The 21,691-nt window shown below is 47.1% G+C and carries 24 protein-coding genes; 19 read left to right on the top strand and 5 right to left on the bottom strand.

The annotated features are described in order from the left end of the window. Nucleotides 1-8: 8 nt before the first annotated feature. Nucleotides 9-1,625 carry a hypothetical protein gene (locus ACFQZS_RS03390; protein ID WP_377097298.1) on the top strand — a complete coding sequence of 539 codons (1,617 nt, stop codon included), beginning with the start codon at nucleotides 9-11 and terminating at the stop codon, nucleotides 1,623-1,625. Nucleotides 1,626-1,949: 324 nt separating this feature from the next. On the opposite strand, the gene ACFQZS_RS03385 is transcribed toward ACFQZS_RS03390, so the two are convergent. Continuing rightward, nucleotides 1,950-2,186: a hypothetical protein gene (locus tag ACFQZS_RS03385; RefSeq protein WP_377097296.1), complete on the bottom strand. Its 237-nt coding sequence runs from the start codon at nucleotides 2,184-2,186 to the stop codon at nucleotides 1,950-1,952. A gap of 116 nt (nucleotides 2,187-2,302) precedes the next feature. On the opposite strand from ACFQZS_RS03385, the gene ACFQZS_RS03380 reads away from it, so the two are divergent. The 5 genes from ACFQZS_RS03380 (at nucleotide 2,303) to ACFQZS_RS03360 (ending at nucleotide 7,046) form a co-directional block, all read left to right on the top strand. Next, nucleotides 2,303-2,914, top strand: a complete 612-nt coding sequence (locus tag ACFQZS_RS03380) for an RNA polymerase sigma-70 factor (RefSeq protein WP_377097294.1) — start codon at nucleotides 2,303-2,305, stop codon at nucleotides 2,912-2,914. After that, nucleotides 2,905-3,867 carry a FecR family protein gene (locus ACFQZS_RS03375; RefSeq protein ID WP_377097292.1) on the top strand — a complete coding sequence of 321 codons (963 nt, stop codon included), beginning with the start codon at nucleotides 2,905-2,907 and terminating at the stop codon, nucleotides 3,865-3,867. Before ACFQZS_RS03380 ends, ACFQZS_RS03375 begins: the two co-directional genes overlap by 10 nt. Nucleotides 3,868-3,874: 7 nt before the next feature. Beyond that, a complete protein-coding gene (locus ACFQZS_RS03370) occupies nucleotides 3,875-6,040 on the top strand; it encodes a hypothetical protein (protein WP_377097290.1) in 2,166 nt (721 codons plus the stop codon). A gap of 73 nt (nucleotides 6,041-6,113) precedes the next feature. Next, entirely contained in the window at nucleotides 6,114-6,668 is a 555-nt protein-coding gene (locus tag ACFQZS_RS03365) for a hypothetical protein (protein WP_377097288.1), read from the top strand. 258 nt (nucleotides 6,669-6,926) lie between these two features. After that, nucleotides 6,927-7,046 (top strand): ATP-binding protein, encoded by a 120-nt coding sequence (locus ACFQZS_RS03360; protein ID WP_377097549.1) that lies wholly within the window; start codon nucleotides 6,927-6,929, stop codon nucleotides 7,044-7,046. Between the two features lie 13 nt (nucleotides 7,047-7,059). On the opposite strand, the gene ACFQZS_RS03355 is transcribed toward ACFQZS_RS03360, so the two are convergent. Further along, nucleotides 7,060-7,266, bottom strand: a complete 207-nt coding sequence (locus tag ACFQZS_RS03355) for a helix-turn-helix domain-containing protein (RefSeq protein WP_377097287.1) — start codon at nucleotides 7,264-7,266, stop codon at nucleotides 7,060-7,062. Between the two features lie 98 nt (nucleotides 7,267-7,364). Between ACFQZS_RS03355 and ACFQZS_RS03350 the strand changes: the two genes are divergently transcribed. From ACFQZS_RS03350 to ACFQZS_RS03320, 7 genes are all read left to right on the top strand, one after another. Then, entirely contained in the window at nucleotides 7,365-7,829 is a 465-nt protein-coding gene (locus ACFQZS_RS03350; protein ID WP_377097285.1) for a hypothetical protein, read from the top strand. Nucleotides 7,830-7,833: 4 nt separating this feature from the next. Further along, on the top strand, nucleotides 7,834-8,127 hold the full coding sequence (locus tag ACFQZS_RS03345) for a DUF4134 domain-containing protein (RefSeq protein ID WP_377097283.1): 294 nt from the start codon (nucleotides 7,834-7,836) through the stop codon (nucleotides 8,125-8,127). Between the two features lie 55 nt (nucleotides 8,128-8,182). Beyond that, nucleotides 8,183-8,962 (top strand): (2Fe-2S)-binding protein, encoded by a 780-nt coding sequence (locus ACFQZS_RS03340; RefSeq protein ID WP_377097281.1) that lies wholly within the window; start codon nucleotides 8,183-8,185, stop codon nucleotides 8,960-8,962. Continuing rightward, nucleotides 8,959-9,945 carry an FAD binding domain-containing protein gene (locus ACFQZS_RS03335; protein ID WP_377097279.1) on the top strand — a complete coding sequence of 329 codons (987 nt, stop codon included), beginning with the start codon at nucleotides 8,959-8,961 and terminating at the stop codon, nucleotides 9,943-9,945. Before ACFQZS_RS03340 ends, ACFQZS_RS03335 begins: the two co-directional genes overlap by 4 nt. Nucleotides 9,946-9,949: 4 nt before the next feature. After that, nucleotides 9,950-12,073: a xanthine dehydrogenase family protein molybdopterin-binding subunit gene (locus ACFQZS_RS03330; RefSeq protein ID WP_377097277.1), complete on the top strand. Its 2,124-nt coding sequence runs from the start codon at nucleotides 9,950-9,952 to the stop codon at nucleotides 12,071-12,073. Between the two features lie 68 nt (nucleotides 12,074-12,141). Then, nucleotides 12,142-12,450 carry a DUF4133 domain-containing protein gene (locus tag ACFQZS_RS03325; RefSeq protein ID WP_377097275.1) on the top strand — a complete coding sequence of 103 codons (309 nt, stop codon included), beginning with the start codon at nucleotides 12,142-12,144 and terminating at the stop codon, nucleotides 12,448-12,450. After that, the gene (locus ACFQZS_RS03320; protein ID WP_377097273.1) at nucleotides 12,437-14,857 is read left to right on the top strand and encodes a TraG family conjugative transposon ATPase; all 2,421 of its coding nucleotides are present in this window, start codon (nucleotides 12,437-12,439) and stop codon (nucleotides 14,855-14,857) included. The genes ACFQZS_RS03325 and ACFQZS_RS03320 overlap by 14 nt, the downstream gene beginning before the upstream one ends. On the opposite strand, the gene ligD is transcribed toward ACFQZS_RS03320, so the two are convergent. Both ligD and ACFQZS_RS03310 read right to left on the bottom strand, forming a co-directional pair. Continuing rightward, nucleotides 14,858-17,530, bottom strand: a complete 2,673-nt coding sequence (gene ligD / locus ACFQZS_RS03315; RefSeq protein WP_377097271.1) for a DNA ligase D — start codon at nucleotides 17,528-17,530, stop codon at nucleotides 14,858-14,860. A gap of 6 nt (nucleotides 17,531-17,536) precedes the next feature. After that, entirely contained in the window at nucleotides 17,537-17,743 is a 207-nt protein-coding gene (locus ACFQZS_RS03310) for a DUF3606 domain-containing protein (protein WP_377097269.1), read from the bottom strand. Nucleotides 17,744-17,907: 164 nt separating this feature from the next. Here ACFQZS_RS03310 and ACFQZS_RS03305 point away from each other — a divergent pair, with 164 nt between their 5' ends. The 5 genes from ACFQZS_RS03305 to traJ are packed head-to-tail and all read left to right on the top strand — an operon-like array spanning nucleotide 17,908 to nucleotide 20,976. After that, nucleotides 17,908-18,141 (top strand): hypothetical protein, encoded by a 234-nt coding sequence (locus ACFQZS_RS03305; RefSeq protein WP_377097267.1) that lies wholly within the window; start codon nucleotides 17,908-17,910, stop codon nucleotides 18,139-18,141. After that, on the top strand, nucleotides 18,138-18,785 hold the full coding sequence (locus tag ACFQZS_RS03300) for a conjugal transfer protein TraI (RefSeq protein WP_377097265.1): 648 nt from the start codon (nucleotides 18,138-18,140) through the stop codon (nucleotides 18,783-18,785). Before ACFQZS_RS03305 ends, ACFQZS_RS03300 begins: the two co-directional genes overlap by 4 nt. Continuing rightward, nucleotides 18,772-19,371, top strand: coding sequence for a hypothetical protein (locus ACFQZS_RS03295; RefSeq protein WP_377097263.1), 600 nt, complete (start codon nucleotides 18,772-18,774; stop codon nucleotides 19,369-19,371). The genes ACFQZS_RS03300 and ACFQZS_RS03295 overlap by 14 nt, the downstream gene beginning before the upstream one ends. Next, nucleotides 19,358-19,996 (top strand): TerB family tellurite resistance protein, encoded by a 639-nt coding sequence (locus ACFQZS_RS03290; protein ID WP_377097261.1) that lies wholly within the window; start codon nucleotides 19,358-19,360, stop codon nucleotides 19,994-19,996. The genes ACFQZS_RS03295 and ACFQZS_RS03290 overlap by 14 nt, the downstream gene beginning before the upstream one ends. Next, nucleotides 19,993-20,976, top strand: a complete 984-nt coding sequence (traJ, locus tag ACFQZS_RS03285) for a conjugative transposon protein TraJ (protein WP_377097259.1) — start codon at nucleotides 19,993-19,995, stop codon at nucleotides 20,974-20,976. The genes ACFQZS_RS03290 and traJ overlap by 4 nt, the downstream gene beginning before the upstream one ends. On the opposite strand, the gene ACFQZS_RS03280 is transcribed toward traJ, so the two are convergent. Beyond that, nucleotides 20,966-21,121, bottom strand: a complete 156-nt coding sequence (locus tag ACFQZS_RS03280; RefSeq protein ID WP_377097556.1) for a hypothetical protein — start codon at nucleotides 21,119-21,121, stop codon at nucleotides 20,966-20,968. The two genes, traJ and ACFQZS_RS03280, sit on opposite strands and share 11 nt — an antisense overlap. On the opposite strand from ACFQZS_RS03280, the gene traK reads away from it, so the two are divergent. Continuing rightward, on the top strand, nucleotides 21,047-21,595 hold the full coding sequence (gene traK / locus ACFQZS_RS03275; protein ID WP_377097547.1) for a conjugative transposon protein TraK: 549 nt from the start codon (nucleotides 21,047-21,049) through the stop codon (nucleotides 21,593-21,595). The genes ACFQZS_RS03280 and traK overlap by 75 nt on opposite strands. The last annotated feature ends 96 nt before the right edge of the window (nucleotides 21,596-21,691 follow it).

Here is a 21,691-nt window from a genome sequence, read left to right as displayed (position 1 = left end):
CTTAACAAATGAAAAAGATCAGTTTATTGCCATTGCTGTTATTGCTAATCGCAACGCAAATTAAAGCCCAGGAGACCGTAAAAGAGCTTTCAAAGCAAGCTTATAAAGGCTATTTATACGACGTTAAAAACACAAACAATGCATTGAGCATCACCTATAAAATTCCGGGCGAAAAAAAGAACAGCGATGCGCTCTTTGAAACCTACAGTTTTGATGCTGCTAATAAATTTGTTAAGGTGGAGAACACCAACCTGGCAAAAGAAGAGAAGCCTGATGTCACCGTTACCCAATTTTATGCCTATGTGGGCGGCACATCATCATTTGATGTATTAAGCATGAAACTTAAACTTAGCCGGAAAGAGCTGTTAAAAAGCTGGAGTCATGAAAAACAGGCTTACATTGTTAGCAAAGTGCTGCAAAACGAAGCCATCAAGCCTAAGAATGATAACGGCAAAACGTACAAGGGTTACGCTTCATTTGTAACTGAAACACAAGGTACCCAGGACGATCTTTTTATACTGGCGGCTAATGATAATAAAGATAAAAAGCTGGGTAACCAATACTATGTATTGAATGTTAACAGCAGTCTTGAAGTAAAAGAGACGCCTGTTGATCTGGCCGGTGCGCAAACGCTGGTATATTGTGATCAGCTGCAGGAAAGCAATGACATTGCAATGGTGTTTGCCCCAGAAAAGGGTAACGGCGATGCCAGCAGCTACACTTATTTTAGGTACAGCCAAAAAGGTGAGTTTAAAACAAAAGTAGCTTTTAAAAGCCCATCGACTAACCTCCTCATTATGAATGTAAATGAAGCCATGGGCTCTGTTTATTTCTGCGGAACATCTACCAAATCAACAGATGCTTACGGGGAAGTTTTTTCGGAGCATGCTTCTATTTATAACCCCGGTTTTACACAAGGCGGAGAAAATAAGGTGGATATGAAATGGCAAAAAAATGCCGAAGAAAAGATGAGCAGTTTCCATCTGCTGAAATTTACCGGCAATCAACTTGATTTTGCTTCAACCGCGGCTATTGATGCCTTTAAATCAAAATTCGTGGCATCAGGTAAAGGCGCATCTGTTTATAAGGGGAATAAATTTATTGTAGAAAGGTTTTTCGTAACGCCTAACCAGGAATATTTAATAGCCGGGCAACTAACAGGCTCTGTTAATATGGGTATGGGTAACCCGGTAAAAACGTATGAAGATCTGGTGTGCCTTTACTTTGATAAGGCAGGTCAGCTTAAAACACAGTTCGGCGTAGGCAAGCTGAACAATGATAAAAAGAGCGAGATATTTGATATGCTGCAGGATTTTCGCCTGAGCAAAGATGGAAAAAGTGTGTACTGGGAAATTAAAGAAGTAAAGGGCGTTAAGGGTTACCAGTCGTTTTTGAGCGCGTACAGTGGTGGTTCACCATCTTTATACGCAGTTTATTTTCCGCGCATTGCAAAAATAGACCTTGCAGCTAATACAATAAGTGAGTTTAAAACCCTCGGAGATGAGAATTATTACCTACGTAAGGATTTTCAATCGTACTTTAACAAAGCCGAAAACAGCGTAACCTACATCGGTCACGATGAGGATTTTAAGAAATTGTGGCTGGCTAAATATGTATTTGAATAATATTTCCATTAACACAAAGGCCGCCAGTCCGATAGGTTGGCGGCTTTTAACGGTAAATGGCGTATGATGTTTTTTTCCAGACCGGCCAATGCCTCCGCACGAATAAATATACTGCCGGCGTCAAAGTTGCTGTTTGGTAACGTAATAGATCGTCCAGGAATGGTTTGCTTCAATTCAACGTACAAGTGGGATATTCTTTTCTGCTTGTCAATCAAACCAATTCATCCAGGTAAATCACACCGAAAACTCCAGTTCCGCCTCAATAAAGTATCCCACCCATAAGGGCCCACCCCACCGCCCTAAAAGACTAAGCAACCCTCTCATCTAATCAAACAAATGATCCTTCCACCCCTCATAGATCATCACCATCGCCAGCGTATCCAGTTCACAATACTTCAATAAAGCATTATAATAAAAAGCCTGCTCCTCTTCCGTCATATCTGCGAACTGCATCTTCACATAAGCTATCATCGCCGCTCCACCATCCTTTAACTCCTTCCCGTTCTCCTCACACAACTCATCCAATTGTTCCGGACTTAATCCACCGCCCCTTATTCTCATTTCTAACCTCAATCATCCGGTTAAGATCAAATTTTATTTTCGATCGTTGTAAGGGTTAACCTATCTTCGGTTGTCTGTTAATCATATTGATAGATTCCAAATTTTAAGAAACACAATTGCATACAACCCATATTGATAACGGCACTTCCGGTTTTGATCTGATTTTGGATGAAAAAGAATTTGACAGGATATATTTAGAGCATTATCCGGCCTTATTCCGATATGCCTATACTATGGTGCATGACGGCATTATGGCTGAAGAAATGGTTCATCAGGTGTTTTTAAAAATGCTTGAAAAGAAGGTGCCGCTTAATATTCATACTTCATTAAAGGCTTATCTATACCGGTCGGTCAATAACGAATGCCTGAATTATATCAAACGTAAAAAAGTCAAAAGCTCCTTTGAAGTCCAAAACATTAAAGCCATGAGCAATAAAACAGAAAGTCCGCTGGCTAAATTACAATACCAGGAATTGGAACAACGCCTCAAGAAAGCTATTAATGAGCTGCCTGAACAGTGCCGAACCATTTTTCAATTGAGCCGTTTCGAAGAATTAAAATATGCAGAGATCGCTACGCAGTTAGGCTTATCCGTTAAAACGGTCGAAACACAAATGAGCCGTGCACTTAAAAAATTGCGCATACAACTGGCGGATTATCTGCCGGTTATTTTAATGATGCTATTGGTAAATATCTTATACCTATTTAATTGGAAGATATGGAAATAAACGATGACCTACTGGTCAGCCACATTTTAGGTGAAGTCTCCCCGGCAACTGCTGAAGAAATAAGTACATGGAGAAATTCCGATCCGGCCAATAATGAGCGGTATCAGCAATTCCGGGCAATATGGGAAACGAGTAAGAATATTAATTATATCGGGACTTTAGATCCACAGGTATCTCTACAAAAGCTTAAAGAAAAGGCAGCAATGCAAAAAGCTGAAGATGATAAAGTAGTTCCACTTAACAGAAAAAATTCCTGGCTAAAAATCGCGGCAGCAATTTTATCATTTGTCGGCTGCGGTTTGTTTTATTTATATCAGCGTAATTTTAAAGAGATACAACTTATCACCAAGAATGAAGTTAAAGTCGACACGCTTTCCGACGGATCAATAGTTACCCTAAATAAGGCTACTTCCTTGAAATATCCCATTAGGTTTCGCGGCAAGAAACGGAATGTTATTCTGACCCGGGGCGAGGCTTTTTTTAATGTGGCCAAAAACAAAGCAATGCCTTTTATCATCAGCACAGGCAGCACAACGATCAAGGTAGTAGGCACTTCGTTTAATGTAAAGAACAAAGCTGATGCAATAGAAGTGATCGTCGAGACCGGAATCGTGCAGGTAACACGGAATGGAAATACAGTTTCACTAAAGCCGGGAGAAAAAGTATTGGTTAAACAAAACCCACTGTTGTTCCGGAAAGAAAAGAATCCCGACCGGCTATATAATTATTATAGAAGCAAGGAATTTGTAGCAGATAATACACCGCTCTGGCGTTTGGTGGAAGTGCTTAATGAAGCGTATGAAAGCAAAATTGTCATCAGCAGAAAAGAATTGAACGAGCTGCAACTCAACACTACTTTCAAGGATGAATCATTGGACGATATTTTGGTGATCATAAGCCGGACGTTCGGAGTGACAGTAGAAAAAAAGAACGGTGCGATTGTAATTAAGTGATAACCCGATGAGGAAACTTTGGATAACAGATGCTAAACAGATAAAAGTCTGCCTGATGACAATACTTATTTTGGGGATTTTTGCTCAGGTTAATGCACAAAGCTTATTGAATAAATCCATTTCCATCAACACCCAACATACCAAACTAAGCGTAGTACTCAAAGAGATCGGCGAAAAAGGCGGTTTTTACTTTGCTTACAATGGCAGATTGCTGCCACAGGATAGCTTAGTTACTGTGGTGAGCAACGACCGGCCGATATCGGTCATTTTAAACCAACTATTTAAAGAAAGGTATGACTTCGAAGAAAGAAAAAACTATGTTATCATCACCGAAGCATTAAAGCATCTTGCTTTGATCAATACAGATCTAACAGCTGAAGGTAACACCTATTCGGTGAGCGGCTTTGTAGTGGATGACCACACAGGCGAGCGACTGATGAATACCAGCGTGTACGAAAAGCAGCAATTGGTGTCTGCGTTAACAGATGAACATGGCTATTTCAAGCTCAAATTAAGAATGAGCGCGCCGGAACCGATCACCGTTACTGCGAGCAAACGTCTCTATCACGACACTACCCTACATTTTCTGGAAACGGTTTTGGTAAATTCCCGCGCTGATAAATCAGCGTATGAAAAAGTGGCTGATCAAACTAATCGTGTAGAACGGACCGGTTTAGGCCGTTTGTTTATCTCGACCCGGCAAATGATCCAAAGCATGAACATACCGGATTTCTTTGCCAATCGCTCTTATCAAATTTCATTAACGCCGGGACTGAGCACACATGGGATGTTCAGTCCGCAGGTGGTTAATAAATTTTCCCTGAATCTTGTCGGCGGCTATACTGCCGGTGTGAATGGCCTGGAAGTCGGTGGTTTGTTTAATATCAATAAAAGAGATGCACGGTATCTTCAAATGGCCGGTATTTTTAACCTGGCTGGTGGTAATGCAACCGGTTTACAGCTTGCCGGGGCACATAACCGGGCGATGGACACGGTCAGGGGCGCACAACTGGCCCTTTTCACCAATAATGCAGGCACACAATTATCCGGTCTTCAGTTGAGCGCCTTACATAATCAAACGCGTCGGCTAAAAGGCTTACAGATCGGGCTCGTGAATGTTGCCGATACCTCCCAGGGCGCCAGTATAGGGCTGCTCAATTTCATAGGTAACGGTTTTTATAAAGTAACCTATTCGGCCAGTGACATGAGCAATACGAATGTTTCCTTAAAAACCGGCACCCATTCCTTTTACAGTGAATTGTTGACCAGCGCCAATATCTCCGCTGATCAAAAGTTCTATTCGTTTGGGCTGGGCATTGGTCATGATTTTATGTTCAGCGATAAAGTTTATCTTTCCGCTGAAGCGAACTACCAGTTCGCGAATACTGGCTTATGGGACGATAGATGGACACAAGGCAAATTGCTGCTCAACTTCCAATTCTCGAAAAATATTAGTATCGTTGGTGGTCCTACAGTCAATCATTATAACCATAGCGGTACCTGGCATTTAGACGGTTATAAAAACATCACCAATCTTCCTGAATTCGGCGCTGGTCCGCTGCCGTTGTACATTAGCAATAATGGCCATCAGACAAGAAATTGGGTTGGCTGGCAGGTCGGCATCGCTTTTAATTCTGTTTTTAAACCGACAAAAAAAGTGACAGACAATTCACAAAGCTGGTACCTGGGATTGGCAGCCACGGGTGGGATTGGCTGGGATGAACCTTATGCCATGGTGACCGGAGCTGAGCTTTCCGTTCAGCGTGATCTTGGCGAAAACCTCACCGGAACAATATCATCCGGCTATACACACTTTAGCATTCAGAAAAAGTATGGTGTTGAAACCTCAGACAGGATTAATGATGCTGCATTGCCTGTGAACCTGGTACCCATTAAAGCGGGCATCCGGCTAAAAACGGGGAAAAATTTTTATATCGCCGGCGAAATAGGTTCGGCAATTGGAAACGAGGCTTATATAGGCCGAAACAACTTTTCGGGTCTTCCCGATCGAACTGTAAAATTGCCTTATCGTTCTTTAATGTATGCAGTATCAGCGGGGTTCAGTTTTAAAATCGGACTTGAAACAGGTATTAAATTTGAAGATTACGGGCTGCAATCGCAGTATAAAGAGTTTGCCCTTCGTTTAGGATACCGTATAAAACTGGGTAAATAATTAACACTTGTAGGGGTAGATCCTATTTGGATTGTCTTAACTAAACCTTTTACAAATTTTTTAATCCACAGCTATGATAACTAAAACATCCAAAGTAATTTACATCATTTTATCAGTAACGCTCCTATTGGCGGTGCATAATGTTAACGCGCAATCAGGCAACTCCGGTGAACTTCGCTTCGGCGTAGGCGTTGACGGAATCTTACCGATCGGCAATACCGCCAGAGGCTTAAATTTCGGTTTGGGTATTACGCCAAGGTTACAGTACGGCGTTTCCGAAAAATTTGCCTTGACATTCACGAGTGGAATTTATCATTTTTTTCCTAAAACAATTACCTATCCGGCCTCCGGCAGCTTTTCGGGCTTTTCCTACGAACGCAAATCCGATATCATCCCCGTTAAAGCGGGTTTCAAGTATTTTATAGGTAAAAACTTTTATTTGGCAGGCGAAGCTGGCTTAGGGTTTGAAGTGGCTGATGGCGGCGGACCCATTTACTTTTTATGGTCTCCGGGATTTGGTTACGCTAGCAAAAGATGGGATGTCGGAGCCCGCTTTGAAAACTACGCTGGCAGCGGTGGTAGCGACGGTATAACAGCCCTGCGCGTGGCTTATGGCTTCGGTCTGTAAAATTATTACCGAGTAAAGACTGACTTGGTTGTCAGTCTTTACTTATGCTATACATCGCCTTCCCAGCGACATCTTCGCTCGGACAAAAAACATACACACCTGTAACTACAGGGTGGAGACCAGCATTTTGTACTTTGATCTGCTGGTTAATAGGAACGTTGCCAAAGCTTGTAACGAGCAATGATATTAAAGCAAATCCAGCGGCAGCCGCTATGAAGGCCGCTGCTTTCCGATCCTGGTTAATCGTCCACGCATACCATAGGCCTTGGTCTTTACATCAGCGCGGAAATTATCCGCAAACATGACGGTGAGATCGGTGTTGAAAGCGAAATTGGCGAAGGGAGCACGTTCTGGTTTACATTGCCGTTGATCGACTAATTCGCCAGATCGTTTAATCGCGCATCAGTACTTCCGGTGCTACGCCCAACGTATCCGCTATGGAGAGAAAATCTTCGACCGTTAGTTTGGTCTGCCCCAACTCAATTTTCCCGTAGGCATTCTGACACACACCCAGGGTACTCCCCATGTACTTCTGACTGTAACGACGGGATTCCCTCAGTTTGCGGATATTTGCGATAACGTGTATAGTACGCGACATGGGCTGCAAGATAAATAAAAAACTCCCACCTTGTTAGATGCTGTTGTTTCCGGGCCGCTTTAGCAGCCGATTTTTGCTTTTCATCAAACGAAAAGCATATGTTGAACACCATTTCCTGGCAGCAATATTTCACTACGGTCTTGCTGCTGACCTTAGCCTGGTATGGCTACGTGCTATTGCGCTATTACCGCGACAAAATCATGGGGCGTTTTCAAACTAAAGCGGATCCCTCCTCCTGGGTCAGCTCCGCTCCTGTGCTGGGCGCAGTTAAACAGGATAACCCCAGGCTTGATCCAGAAGAACTCTCTTTCGGTAACAGCCAGCCAGATGATATCAGTGACAGCACACTTCTTTGCGGCCCAACAGATGAGTTGCTGGCTGAAACCCAAAGCCTGGTCGAAGCCTTTCGCGATACGCCGGACAAAACCGGATTTCTTTCGCTCTTGGGTGTGCTACTGGCAAAGTATGAGCCTTATGAAGACGAGATCGACCTCAAGGTCATCCGACCATTGGCAAAACAACTCCCTTTCCCTATTGAAGAACACGAATGGCCCAAATTTTAAACCTATGAAAAAACTAAGCATGACAAGCGGCCTGCTGCTAATCGGGATGATCGCAGCAGCGCAGGACGGCAATGCCGGCATTAACGAAGCGACTACTCAGGTCAAAAGCTATTTCTCCACCGGTACCAACCTCATGTACGCCATCGGCGCCATAGTGGGGCTGGTGGGCGCGATCAAAGTCTATAAAAAATGGAACGATGGCGAACCGGATACCGGCAAGGTCGCAAGCAGCTGGTTCGGCAGCTGTATCTTCCTGGTGGTCGTGGCTACTGTGCTCAAATCTTTTTTTGGCGTCTAACAATCCGCAAACTATAGCACCCGCTTATTGTTATGGTAAAACAATCCTTTGTTTTATGAACGATAAGCCTACGCAACTCAGCGAAGAAGAGCAAAAACTCTTCGGTGACCTCATGCCGGAAGACTACCGGGAAATCATCGATTCCGGTCTGAACCGGAGGCACTTTCTTAAACTGGTCGGACTGGCTTCCGCCGGCTTACTGGCGGGCCACCTGATCGGCGCCCAACGCGCCTTCGCCCGCGGCGTGGCCCTAGGTGAGATCGAGGAGCTGCCTGCATTTGCGATCGAGAACGGTGTAAATGTCAGCTTTAAAGTGAATGCCAATCCTGTGCATATCACCGTCGACTCCCGCATGACCCTGCTGGACGCGCTACGGGAACGGCTGGGTCTGACCGGTTCTAAAAAAGGTTGTGATCATGGACAGTGCGGGGCTTGTACGGTAATAACCGGGGGAAACCGCGTGCTCTCCTGCCTGACATTGGCAGCTACCTGTGAAGGAAAAACCATCATTACCGTTGAAGGATTGGCTAAAGATGGACAGCTCAATCCGGTGCAACAGGCATTTTTAGACCATGACGGCTTTCAGTGCGGCTTCTGTACATCAGGACAGATCTGCTCGGCAGTGGCCTTAATGAAGGAAGCGAAAGAAGGACAGGCCAGTTATGCAACGGCCAATGTGCGTACGACTCCCGCACCTGTTGTGCTGAGCAGAACAGAGATTGCGGAACGGATGTCCGGCAATATCTGCCGCTGCGGCGCCTATTCAAATATTGTGGACGCCATTCAGGCCGCCCAAACCGGAAAAAGTGAAGAACCTAACTGGCAAACCTTATGAGACCGTTCAAGTACACAACCGCATCAACACCGACAACAGCGGTCGGCCTCGCCCAAAGCAATCCCAACGCGAGATTTCTCGCGGGCGGCACCAACCTGATCGATCTGATGAAAGAAGACGTGGCGCGCCCGGATGAGCTCATCGATATCAATTCCTTAAAATTAAACAGCATCTCAGCGATTACAGGAGGCGGCATCAGTCTCGGCGCCCTTGGTAAAAACACAGAAGCGGCGAATCACCCGCTGGTGCGCAAAAACTACCCCTTACTTACAAAAGCCATACTGGCCGGCGCATCGGCACAGATAAGGAACATGGCGACCAACGGGGGTAACCTGCTTCAGCGTACCCGCTGCACGTACTTTTACGATACAGCCATGCCTTGCAACAAACGGGAACCCGGCAGCGGATGCGCGGCCCTGCAAGGCATTAATCGCATGCATGCCATTTTCGGATGGTCGGAAAATTGTGTGGCCGTCTACCCTTCTGATATGGCAATTGCATTAACCGCGTTGAAAGCCCGGGTAAAAGTACTTCAGCCGGGCGGTACCACGCGCAGTATTCCTATCGAAGACTTTCACCGCTTACCCGGCGAGCAGCCGCAGCACGACAATACCCTCCGAACCGGCGAGCTGATCACCGCCATAGAACTGCCACCTAATGATTTTGCAGCACATTCCGCTTATCTAAAAGTGCGGGACCGGAACTCCTATGCTTTTGCGCTGGTCTCCGTCGCGGCAGGATTGGTACTTAAGGGCAACACTATCCTGTCCAGCCAACTGGTGATGGGTGGCGTAGCGCATAAGCCCTGGGCACTGAAAGCTGCAGAACAATTCCTGAAGAATAAGGCAGCAACCGTGGATAACTTCAGTAAGGCGGCTGAAATCACTATGCAGGAAGCCAGACCGCTGAACCACAACAAATTCAAAATCGAACTCGGTAAACGAACGCTGATCAGCGCGCTCCAAACAGCGCTTAAAGGTTAAACTTATGGAAGAGAATAAAAGTATAGGCAAAGCCATCAACCGGATCGACGGTTTGCTGAAAGTGACCGGACAGGCGACCTACGCTACAGATTATCCGGCTAAGAACCTGGCCTACGCGGTAATCTTTAAAAGTACGATTGCCGCGGGTAAAATCAACGCGATCAACACGGGGGAACTGCAAAAAATGCCGGGTGTATTGGCAGTCATCACCCATGAAAATGCACCCAAACTAAATGTGCGGGGCGGCCTGCGGGGCGGCGCCCTGTTACAAGGTCCCGAAGTTTACTTTTACGGACAGCACATCGGCATGGTAGTAGCGGAAACATTCGAACAGGCGACATACGTCGCTAAAATGGCCAAAGTGGATTACACTACTGCAGAAGCGAATACCGATTTTGAAAAACTGATGCCCCAGGCAGGACTTCCTAAAGGCCGTGAACTGGCCGATCATAAACGGGGTAATGCAAAAGCAGCCTTTGATCAGGCTCCTGTGCAATTTGCGGGTACCTACCATACCCCGATCGAACACCACCATCCTATGGAACCGCACAGCACCGTCGCGGTATGGGAAGGCGAAAAGCTTACCCTGTACAATGGCTCCCAGATCATTAATGGGGCACAGACATCAGCCGCAGCCACGTTGAATCTTAAACCCGAGCAGGTGCACATCGTTTCCCCTTTTATCGGAGGTGGCTTTGGGTCCAAAGGCGGGCAATGGGCCAACCTGGTGCTGGCGGCGGTCGCCGCTAAAGCCGCAGGACGGCCCGTTAAACTGGCACTCACGCGGCAGCAAATGTTTAATTCCGTAGGATTGCGCCAGCAGAACTACCAGAAAATCAGCATCGGCGCAACCCGGGATGGTAAAATGACCAGCCTGTCCCACGAAATCACCACGCATACCGCGATCAATGACGAATATATTGAAGGCTGCGGCGAGGGCGCGAAGATCATGTACGATGTACCTGATCTGCTGGTCAGTTATCGTGTCGTGCCGATGAACCTTATTTTGCCGACCTACACCCGCGGTCCCGGTCATTCCACCGGCAGCTTCGCGCTGGAGTCGGCTATCGATGAACTTGCCCACCAGCTCAACATGGATCCCATCACGCTGCGCTTAAAAAATCAGCCGGAAAAGGATCCCGACAACGGCAAGCCCTGGTCGACACGCGCTACCATCAGGTGCCTGCAGGAAGGCGCCAAAGCATTTGGCTGGGATAAACGCAGGCAGCAACCCCGCAGTTACCAGGTTGGAGATGAGCTCATCGGCTATGGTGTGGCCTGCGGCACTTATCCTGCCCGCCAGCGACCCAGCTCAGCGAGCCTGCAATTAACCCGCAGCGGCAATGCCGTAAAAGCAATTGTATCCATCGCGGCATCTGACCTGGGCACAGGTACCTTCACGATCCTTGCACAGACCGCTGCCGACGGCCTCGGAATGAAGGTGCAGGACATTACCGTTAAGTTGGGTGACTCTGACCTCCCGGCAGCGGCCGGTTCGGTCGGCTCGGTCGGCGCAGCCAGTTTTGCCAATGCAGTTAATGAGGCCTGTGAAAAGATCACCGACGAATTGCTCGCCAAATCCGGCAAGCAGTTCTTTGTGCGGCCAACGGCTTATCAGCTCATGCAATCTGAACAGATCAGCAATTTTGAAACGCGGGCAGACGCCAAAGCCCCGGCCCAGGCCAATGAATACTCCTCTCACAGCTTCAACGCCAATTTTGCCGAAGTCCGCGTCAACAGCCTGACGGGCATGGTCAAAGTCAGCCGCTTTTTAGCGGTGACAGGTGCCGGTAAGATCCTCAATCCCAAAACTGCCCGCTCGCAGATCATCGGCGGAAACGTATGGGGAATCGGCATGGCCCTGACCGAGGAATCCCTGATCGACCCGCGCTGGGGAAACTTCGCCACCCGGAGCCTGGCAGACTACCACGTCCCCGTTAATATGGATATCGGCAAAATGGATGCGCTTTTTGTAACGGAAGCTGATGGGGTCGTTAACAAAATGGGCATCAAAGGCATTGGCGAGGTCGGCATCACCGGCGTGGCCGCGTCAATTGCGAACGCTATCTTCAATGCGACAGGCAAGCGAGTGAGGGATGTTCCGATCACACCCGACAAACTGCTTTAAGCCAAAATATTACCACCTGCCCAACAGGTGTGGACGTAAGATAGCCCGATGCGTGCAACTTTGCCTGTATGAATTATTTCATCAACAAAGGCATCAATGAACCTATTGAATTCAAGGGTTTGAAAGCGCAATACATCGGCTACCTCGGCGGAGGGCTGGTGGCCCTGCTTGTCCTTTTCGCCATACTTTATTTGATCGGCCTCGCCGTTTATCTCTGCATCCTGATCATTTCCGCCTCCGGCAGTTACTTGTTCTACATAGTTTTTGGCCTGAGCCACAAATATGGTCAGCATGGTCTGATGAAACATCAGGCCCGCCGTTATCTGCCCATCTACCTGAAATTCAAATCCAGAAAACTCTTTTATGAAAAACGCTGAGCAAATCTTCCCCATTTACAAAACGGAAAACAATACCCTGTTATCCGGGCAGGGTGACATGACCATTGGCTATCGCGTCGTACTTCCAGAATTGTTTACCCTCTCCAATGATGAATACGTGGCCCTGCACCAGACCTGGGTCAAAGCCATCAAGCTATTGCCCAAGCAGAGCATCTTTCATAAACAGGACTGGTTCGTGGAAGATCAGTACAAAGCGCAGTTTGCCGAACAAACCTTTCTGGGTCATGCCAGCGAACGCTTTTTTAATGAGCGCCCCTATCTCGCTCATCATTGCCATTTATACATTACGAGACGCCCATTGGGCTATAAACCGGTCACCAGCGCCGTCAGCGGTCTGATGCGTAAAAAACTCGTTCCTGCACAAAGCATATCCGCAGCTTTATTGCGGGAATTTGAAGACAGCTGCGGCCAATTTAAACGCGTGCTCGAAGATTCCGGCTTGCTTACTTTGATTCGACTCACGGATAATGAACTCAGCGGCACCTTAGAGGTTCCCGGCGTACTGGAACGCTACTGTTTTCTGTTGAACGAAAACGATCAGCCTGTGCTCAAAGACATTCATTTAAAAGAAGATTTGCGCATTGGGGATCATCAATGCCAGCTTTATACCCTTGCAGATGCCGAAGACCTGCCCGCTCAATGCGCTGCCCGGATCACTTATGATAAATACAGCACCGATAAAACCAAATTCAGCACCGGCTTCGCCAGTCCCATCGGTGCGCTACTGGACTGCAACCACATCTACAACCAATACATCTTTATCGAAGACAGTCCCAAGACATTAAAGAAACTGGAAGCGAAAAAGTTGCGGCTGCAATCGCTCTCGGCCTATTCCCGCGAAAACGCGATCGGCCGTGATGCCACTCACGAGTTCCTGCACGAAGCGATCAGCCAGCAGCGGCTTCCGGTCAAAGCCCATTTCAATATCCTCGCCTGGGGCGATCCCAAGGACACCCGTAACAAAGTCAGTTCCGCCATTGCCCAACTGGATGCGCAACCACGACAGGAAACCGACGGCGCGCCGCAACTCTGGTGGGCCGGCCTGCCCGGCAATGCGGGCGATTTTCCGATGAACGACACTTTTGACACGTTCGCCGAACAAGCCTGCTGCTTCCTCAATCTCGAAACGAACTACCGTTCGTCTTTGTCGCCCTGCGGCATCCGCCTCGGGGACCGTTTAAGCGGCAGCCCCCTTCATGTTGACCTTTCTGATGAACCTATGAAAAACGGCATCATCACTAACCGGAACAAATTCATTTTAGGTCCATCCGGCAGCGGCAAAAGCTTTTTTACCAATCACCTGCTGCGCTCCTATTATGAACAAGGCGCGCACATCGTCCTGGTCGATCTCGGCCACTCTTACCAAGGCCTCTGTGACTTCGTAGGCGGGTATTATTTTACCTACAGCGAGAATAACCCCATCAGCTTTAATCCGTTCTATGTTACCCCGGGCGATACGCTCGATACCGAGAAACGCGAAAGCATAAAAGCCATGATCCTCGCGCTATGGAAAAAAGAAGATGAGGGCGTGCTGCGCTCTGAATACATCGCCATCAGCGATGCACTCTATCATTATTATCAAACCAGTCCTGAACCTGGCTTCAATAGTTTCTATGAATTTTTAAAGGGGCCATTCTATGACACCATGAAACAAAGTAAGGTGAAGGATAACCATTTCGATATCGACAATTTACTGTTTGTCCTGCGTCCTTACTATCGTGGCGGCGAGTACGATTATCTTTTGAACGCCACCGAAAATCTTGATCTGCTGAACAGACGCTTTATCGTTTTCGAATTAGATAATATTAAGGATCATCCGATCTTATTTCCGGTAGTTACATTGATCATTATGGAAACCTTTGTCAGTAAAATGAGAAAATTGCCGAAGGATATCAGGAAGATGATATTAATCGAAGAAGCCTGGAAAGCCATCGCCCGGGAAGGCATGGCCGAATACATCAAATACCTCTTCAAAACCGTAAGAAAATACTTTGGCGAAGCCATCGTCGTTACCCAGGATATCGAAGACATCATCTCCTCACCTGTCGTTAAACAAGCCATCATCAACAACAGCGACTGCAAGATCCTCCTCGACCAGCGTAAATACCAGAACGACTTTCCCAAGATACAACAGCTACTCGGCATCACCGACAAAGAGACCGCGCTGATCATGAGTATAAACAGAGCCAACGATGAGCGTTATAAATACAAAGAAGTGTTCATTTCATTGAACGGCCAGCTATCCCGTGTCTACCGTACCGAGGTCAGCCCCGAAGAATACTGGACCTATACCACCGAATCCAGCGAAAAAGCGAAAGTGCAGCGGTATACGGAACAATATGGTGATATTAAAAAAGCCATAGCCCGGATTGTTCAAAATGACTGATTATCCAAAAATACTTTGCGATTTCTTTATAACTGCCGCAAGATCAATTCCTTCACCCAATACACCGTGGAACAGGTCTCCGGTTTCCTTTAGGCGGTCGATCGCATTATGAATATTGAACTGCCGGATCGTTAAACCTGGCTTGACCTCTTCCCAGCTTAACGGCATTGAAACGGTTGCGCCCGGCTTGGGGCGAAGTGAATACGGTCCGGCGATCGTAGCACCAGGCCGGTTTTGCAGGTAGTCGAGGTACATCTTTCCTTTACGGGCAGCTATGCTGCGTTCCAGACTTGTAAACTCTGAAATTTCTTTATGAACGATCTTTACAACGATGTTGGCGAACATCTGGGATTGATCATAAGAGTATTTAGCCCCTAAAGGAATATAAATATGCATACCGGTGGAACCCGACGTTTTTGGATAAGCAGGCACACCAATAGCATCCAGTACCTTTTTAACTTCTAAAGCTGCCTGTACAACCTGGTCGTAAGTATGTTTATCAGGGTCAAGATCGATCACACAATAATCAGGATTATCCGGAGACTGCGCCCGGCTGAACCAGGGATTGATCTCAATACATCCCAGTGAATTCATCCACAACAAGCTTGCTTCGTCGGTCCCTACTAAATAATTGGTTTCTTTGCCCTCATCCGTAACATGGTGAAACGTCTTAGCCCAATCCGGTGCCTTGTCTGTTACATTCTTTTGATAAAAGCTATTGCCATGAATACCACCCGGAAAGCGGTTAAGCGACATGGGCCGGTCTTTGAGGTAAGGCATAATGTATTCGCCCACCTTGTAATAATAATTCAGCATATCGCCCTTGGTCACTTTATCTTCCGGCCAGTACAACTTGGTCACGTGATTAAACTTGAGCTGATGACCGCAAATCTTTTTAACCTGGGTGTCCTCTGTCGGGTTTAGCAGGGTTTTTCTTTCTGTATTCCGGACAGGCGCAAGCGCCAGATCCGCTGGCGCAGCATCTTTCACAGTTGTTCCGGTATCAGCCGGGTTCTCCAGTACAACATCTTTAGCTTTCTTGTCTTCCCGCATACCTTTAAAGGAGGCTTGTCTGAATACGCCATCACCGGTTACTTCCGCATAAGCAACTTCACAAACTAGTTCAGGTTTCAGCCAAGTCGGCTTAGCGCCCATACGCTTAGGTCTGAAACGGGTAGGTTTATCCACATCGACGTCGTAATCAAACGGACTGTCTTTGGTAATGAGCGGTTTGAACTGTGCCATCATCTCCTTTTGAAGTTTGTCAGAAAAACCGGTCCCTACTTTACCTGTGAATTGAAGCGCACCCTTCGCATCATACACCCCTAAAATCAACGCGCTGAAAGCTTTACCAGTGCCTTCATTTTTGGTAAAGCCGGCTATTACCACTTCCTGTCGCCGCTGAACTTTTATTTTCAACCACTCTTTACTCCGGAGATCGGATGTGTAAACACTATTTGCTTTCTTGGCAATGATGCCTTCTAAACCCATCCTTTCAGCAGCAGAAAAGAAATCAATACCATTTGCATCAAATATCTTGCTTTGACGAATGTGGTCATTATCGCTAGGTAGTATCGATTGAAGTACAGCCTGACGTTCTGCTAAAGGTAAACCCATCAGATTTTTACCTTCATACCACAGAATATCAAATATGTAAAAGACCAGGTTACCATCTGCTTCACTACGCCAGTTCTGCATAGCTCCGAAATCGGATATACCTTTATCATTAAGTACCAAAAGTTCACCGTCGAGTACAGCATTCATTTTCCACGTTGCCAGACCTTGATTGATAGGATAATACTTTTCAAACGGAAGGTTGTTACGGGAGATGAGTTGCACACCATCTTTCTTGTCCAGTATCGCAATTGCTCTGTAGCCATCCCACTTCACTTCAAACAGCCAGCCTGGTTCATCAAAGGGAGCGTCTACCAGTGTTGCTTTCATAGGTTTCACATTAGTGGGAGCGCTTGATTTAGGTGCAGACTTTAGAATAGCTTTTACATCAACTTCTTCTGGCTCTTCAGCTTCTACCTTATCCGCTAACTCCTCGTCAGGCTTTAGTGTTTCTTCCTGACCGTTAGCCCAAACCTTTTCACTTGTTCTTTCCATCTGTTCCAGGTTCTTTCCTGAAAGCACAGACTTATCCTTTTTGGTAATGTCGGTAGTAGTAGCGAACTCGTCTTTGTGCTTGATAAGTAGCCAACCATTCTCGCCCATACCATGCGTTTTTACTAACGCAAACTCGCCTTTGACCTTTTCCCCATGCAATCTGATCTTGACCGAACCCGATTCCAGTTGTTTAAGCAAATGCTTTTCCTGCGCTTTCTTTCCTTTGATTTCCCCGATAGGTTCATAAATTCCCTGATCCCAAACGATAACGGTACCTCCACCGTATTCACCCTCAGGAATTATGCCTTCAAAGTTCCGGTAATCAAAGGGGTGGTCTTCCACCATCATGGCTAAATGTTTAATTTTAGGATCTAATGATGGGCCTTTAGGAACAGCCCAACTCTTCAAAACACCGTCCATCTCCAGACGGAAGTCATAGTGCAGACGTGTAGCATCATGTTTCTGAATAACAAACATCAGATGGTCTTTATCCTTACTGCGACCTGCTTTAGGTTCGGCAGTTTTCCTGAAGTCGCGCTTTTTAACGTATTCCTTAAGACCCATAATTCATTACGTTAACGGTGGGTACTTCGCGTTTAGATCTCTCGTATTCAGATATTCCCTCACAGCCTCTGCAGATTTCCCAACTTCGTTGACAGCATCTGTCAATTCTTCCTTACTGGCATTAAGTTCTTTTGTCCAGTACTTTATTTCGTAATCCTCGTTAAGGTTGATTGTTTTGCTATCGGGTGTTCCTGTTTTCGCTGTGTTGTCCATGATCTTGATATTTGTCTGCTGTGATCCAGTCTAATAAATACAGTTCACGCAATAGGAATGTTTTAAGTATGCCTTTGCATCGCCTGTTTTCTATCGTGTTAAAAATAACGCACCTGTAATGGCAGGGTGGATATCCGGCATTTTCTACGGGCCAACTTTGTGGTATGAAGAAGCCACTGCCCGTTTTACTATTGCTCGCAGCCTGCCGCTTTCCCAACTATGGCGGCACATATAGCGCACATGTCGAAAATCCATATCAGCAGGTCCGCCAGAACCAACTGCCGCTCAAACAGTACAAAGTCAGGCAGTGGGGCCTGCTTAGCCCGGATGCACCTGAACTCCTGTTTCGCGATCATCAGCTTGTTCCTGGTCAAACCATTTATCAGCAAGTGTCATGAAAAAGTTTCTGATCATATTATTGCTGTGTACAAGCGCCGCCAAAGCACAAATACCCATTGTCGGTACCGTGGTCAAAAAAGTCATCAAAGCCATTGACCTGAAAATCCAGCGTTTGCAGAACGAAACCATTTGGCTGCAGAACGCGCAGAAGCAGATCGAAAATACGCTGTCCAAACTGCGCCTCAACGAGATATCCAACTGGACAGACAAGCAGCAAACCCTGTACAGCGGCTATTATAAAGAGCTCTGGCAGATCAAGGCCTTTATCAGCGATTACCGCCGCATTAAGGAGTTGGCGCAGAAACAAACCGCGCTGGTCGGACAGTATCAAAGAGCGTGGTCATTGTTCAAAGGCGACAAACACTTTACCGTGGAGGAGTTGCTGCACATGCAGCAGGTGTATTCAGGTATCCTGGAAGCCAGCCTGAAGAACCTCGACGAGCTCATCAGTATCGCTACGGCGGGTCGCACCCAGATGAGCGACGCGCAAAGACTGGAACTCATTACCAAAGCGGACGATCAACTGGATGAGAATTATAATGACCTGAAACAGTTCAATAGCCAGAACCAAATGCTCAGCCTGCGTAGGGCTTCGGACCTGAATGAATTACAAACCTTAAAGAATTATTATGACCTTCATTAAAATAAGCATTGCGCTTATGCTGCTGAGTTGCAGCGCAAGCGCCCAGACTTTTGCGGAATGGTTCTCGCAAAAGAAAACGCAGCGAAAATACCTGCTGGCGCAGATCGCGGCGCTCAATACCTACAGTAACTATTTACGCACCGGCTACCAGGTCGCCAAAGGTGGTTTGGGTTCAATTACCGCTTACGTGGGTGATGAACTTAAGTTGCATACGGTGTATTATGACCGCCTGAAAAATGTCGATCCGGCATTGAAAGCCAATCCAAAGGTCAAAGAGATCATGGTTCGGCAAATCGACATTAACCGTCAGACCAGCGAATGGAAAACGGATTATTTGGTTACTGTTAAAGCCGCATTACTCAAAGACTGCAATGAACAGCTCGATCAGTTGGGTGCTGTTCTATCCGGCAAAACACAAATGAGTGATGCCGAGCGGTTCGAACAATTGAACGTGATCCATACGGCGATGCTTTCCAATTTGCAGTTCGCACGGAACTTCAACACCACGCTTAAAAAGCTTGACATCCAAAAGCTTAAAGAAATTATTGACATCAATACTTTAAAGGGATTATATGAAAACCATTAAGACACTCAGGCGCCGTGGGGCTTTGATATTGGTGATGCTTTGCATCACAGTAAAATCCTTTGGGCAGGCCCAGGAGATCGAGCAGCTCATCCTCAACATTGAAAAACTCACCCAGTTCAAAGCCATCCTCTCCGATATGAAAACCGGTTACCAGATCTATCAGCAGGGCTACGGCGCCATATCCGGTATCTCCAAAGGCAACTTCGACCTGCATAACGTTTTCCTCAGCGGTTTATTGGCCGTCAGCCCGACCGTCCGCAACTACGCCCGCGTCGCGGACATCATCAGCCAGCAGGCCCGCCTCGTCAGCGAATACAAACGCAACTACCACAACTTCCGGCAAAGCGGCAGCTTCAGCGTCGATGAACTCGCTTATATGAGCAATGTCTACAGCAAGCTCATCAACCAAAGCCTGAATGACCTCGATGAGCTTGCAACGATCCTGACGGCCGGCCAACTGCGCATGTCCGACGCCGAACGCCTGCAAAGTATCGACCGCTTATATGCCGGCAGCAGCGACCAGCTGAACTTCCTGCGCAAGTTCAACCGGCAGGGCATCCTGCTGTCCCTGCAGCGGACGAAAGACGTAAACGATATACAAACCTTAAAAAACCTGTACAAATGATGTTCTTACAGATCGCAAATGACATAGGCGGCCTGCAGGCGACGCTCAATACCGTTTATAACGAGATGTTGCCCCTTTGCAGCCAGCTCATCGGCGTAGGCCGTGGCATCGCCGGCTTCGGCGCATTGCTCTTCATCAGCTCCCGCGTCTGGCAAAGGATCGCGGCGGCGGAGCCCATTGACTTTTACCCCTTAATGCGTCCTTTCGGCATCGGCCTGGCCATCCTGCTCTTTCCTACGCTCATTGCCGTTATGAACGGTGTCCTGAGCCCGACCGTCAGCGCCACCGGCGCGATGGTCAAAAATTCCGACCTCGCCATTCAGAAACTCCTGGCCGCCAAGCAGGCCGCCATCCAAAAGACCGATGCCTGGCAAATGTATGTGGGCGATGATGGTGACGGCGACCGGGACAAATGGTACAAATACACCCATCCGGATGATCCCAACGGCAGCAAAGAAGGCGTCTTTGCCGGTATCGGCAATGACATGAAGTTCGCAATGGCCAAAGCCAGTTACAACTTCCGCAATACCGTCAAACAATGGATGAGCGAAATATTGCAGGTTGTATTTCAGGCTGCAGCCTTATGCATTAATACAATTCGCACCTTCTATCTTATTGTACTCGCTATTCTGGGTCCACTAGTGTTAGGCCTGAGTGTATTTGACGGCTTCCAGTTTACGCTGAATACCTGGCTGGCCAAATATGTCAATGTATTTTTGTGGCTGCCCGTCGCCAATATTTTCGGCGCCATCATCGGTAAGGTGCAGGAAAACATGCTCAAACTCGACATCCGGCAGGTTAACCAGGCCGGAGACACCTTTTTCAGCGCCACCGACACCGCCTACCTCATTTTTCTACTGATCGGCACCATCGGCTACTTCACCGTACCCTCCGTTGCCGGTTACATCATCAACCCTGGCGGCGGCAATGGCCTCTTGAATAAAGTCAACGCCCTCAGCGCTCAACTCTTTAAAAAATAAGCCCATGTTCACCCATCTCAAAAATATCGAAACGGCCTTCCAGCACATCAAGCGTTTCAGCTATTTGCTGATCATCGCCTGCCTCCTCATCAGCGGCTTCGCGCTTTATAAAAGTTATGCATTCGCCAAATCCGCTAATAATCATATATATATTTTGGCCAATGGCAAAGCGCTCGAAGCCTTTGCTGCTGATCGTAAGGACAATATACCCGTCGAGGCCCGCGATCATATCCGCATGTTCCACCATTACTTCTTTACGCTGGATCCCGACGAGAAAGTTATCGAAACGAATATCGGCAAAGCGCTTTACCTGGCCGATGAGAGCGCGCGTAATCAATATAACGGCCTGAAGGAAAAAAGCTATTACAACAACCTGATCTCGGGCAATATCAGCCAGGAAATCAAGGTCGACAGCATCCAGTTCCATATGGATCAGTATCCCTATACTTTCCGGTGCTTCGCCATCCAGAAACTGATCCGCGCGACGTCCACCATCAATAAATTACTCATCACCCAGGGTTACCTGCGTAATGTGAGCCGCTCGGACAACAATCCTCACGGCTTCCTGATCGAACGCTGGGAAACCCTGGTCAACCGCGATACAACTATTACAAGATGAAAGCCATAACTATCCTATTAACAGCAATATATATCATCCTGTTGATTGTTTCCATACACGATCAACAGGTCACTTTAAAGATGGCCGATACACCAC

The sequence above is a fragment of the Mucilaginibacter calamicampi genome, assembly GCF_042676765.1.
In the GTDB taxonomy this organism is placed as follows: domain Bacteria; phylum Bacteroidota; class Bacteroidia; order Sphingobacteriales; family Sphingobacteriaceae; genus Mucilaginibacter; species Mucilaginibacter calamicampi.
This window is presented reverse-complemented; position numbering and strand designations above follow the sequence as displayed.

What these genes read in the sequence shown, in the direction of transcription:
- ACFQZS_RS03390 (WP_377097298.1), top strand. Translation starts at nt 9, where the DNA reads ATGAAAAAGATCAGTTTATTGCCATTGCTGTTATTGCTAATCGCAACG.
- ACFQZS_RS03385 (WP_377097296.1), bottom strand. Translation starts at nt 2,186, where the DNA reads ATGAGAATAAGGGGCGGTGGATTAAGTCCGGAACAATTGGATGAGTTG.
- ACFQZS_RS03375 (WP_377097292.1), top strand. Translation starts at nt 2,905, where the DNA reads ATGGAAATAAACGATGACCTACTGGTCAGCCACATTTTAGGTGAAGTC.
- ACFQZS_RS03370 (WP_377097290.1), top strand. Translation starts at nt 3,875, where the DNA reads ATGAGGAAACTTTGGATAACAGATGCTAAACAGATAAAAGTCTGCCTG.
- ACFQZS_RS03365 (WP_377097288.1), top strand. Translation starts at nt 6,114, where the DNA reads ATGATAACTAAAACATCCAAAGTAATTTACATCATTTTATCAGTAACG.
- ACFQZS_RS03355 (WP_377097287.1), bottom strand. Translation starts at nt 7,266, where the DNA reads ATGTCGCGTACTATACACGTTATCGCAAATATCCGCAAACTGAGGGAA.
- ACFQZS_RS03350 (WP_377097285.1), top strand. Translation starts at nt 7,365, where the DNA reads ATGTTGAACACCATTTCCTGGCAGCAATATTTCACTACGGTCTTGCTG.
- ACFQZS_RS03345 (WP_377097283.1), top strand. Translation starts at nt 7,834, where the DNA reads ATGAAAAAACTAAGCATGACAAGCGGCCTGCTGCTAATCGGGATGATC.
- ACFQZS_RS03340 (WP_377097281.1), top strand. Translation starts at nt 8,183, where the DNA reads ATGAACGATAAGCCTACGCAACTCAGCGAAGAAGAGCAAAAACTCTTC.
- ACFQZS_RS03335 (WP_377097279.1), top strand. Translation starts at nt 8,959, where the DNA reads ATGAGACCGTTCAAGTACACAACCGCATCAACACCGACAACAGCGGTC.
- ACFQZS_RS03330 (WP_377097277.1), top strand. Translation starts at nt 9,950, where the DNA reads ATGGAAGAGAATAAAAGTATAGGCAAAGCCATCAACCGGATCGACGGT.
- ACFQZS_RS03325 (WP_377097275.1), top strand. Translation starts at nt 12,142, where the DNA reads ATGAATTATTTCATCAACAAAGGCATCAATGAACCTATTGAATTCAAG.
- ACFQZS_RS03320 (WP_377097273.1), top strand. Translation starts at nt 12,437, where the DNA reads ATGAAAAACGCTGAGCAAATCTTCCCCATTTACAAAACGGAAAACAAT.
- ligD (WP_377097271.1), bottom strand. Translation starts at nt 17,530, where the DNA reads ATGGGTCTTAAGGAATACGTTAAAAAGCGCGACTTCAGGAAAACTGCC.
- ACFQZS_RS03310 (WP_377097269.1), bottom strand. Translation starts at nt 17,743, where the DNA reads ATGGACAACACAGCGAAAACAGGAACACCCGATAGCAAAACAATCAAC.
- ACFQZS_RS03305 (WP_377097267.1), top strand. Translation starts at nt 17,908, where the DNA reads ATGAAGAAGCCACTGCCCGTTTTACTATTGCTCGCAGCCTGCCGCTTT.
- ACFQZS_RS03300 (WP_377097265.1), top strand. Translation starts at nt 18,138, where the DNA reads ATGAAAAAGTTTCTGATCATATTATTGCTGTGTACAAGCGCCGCCAAA.
- ACFQZS_RS03295 (WP_377097263.1), top strand. Translation starts at nt 18,772, where the DNA reads ATGACCTTCATTAAAATAAGCATTGCGCTTATGCTGCTGAGTTGCAGC.
- ACFQZS_RS03290 (WP_377097261.1), top strand. Translation starts at nt 19,358, where the DNA reads ATGAAAACCATTAAGACACTCAGGCGCCGTGGGGCTTTGATATTGGTG.
- traJ (WP_377097259.1), top strand. Translation starts at nt 19,993, where the DNA reads ATGATGTTCTTACAGATCGCAAATGACATAGGCGGCCTGCAGGCGACG.
- ACFQZS_RS03280 (WP_377097556.1), bottom strand. Translation starts at nt 21,121, where the DNA reads ATGATTATTAGCGGATTTGGCGAATGCATAACTTTTATAAAGCGCGAA.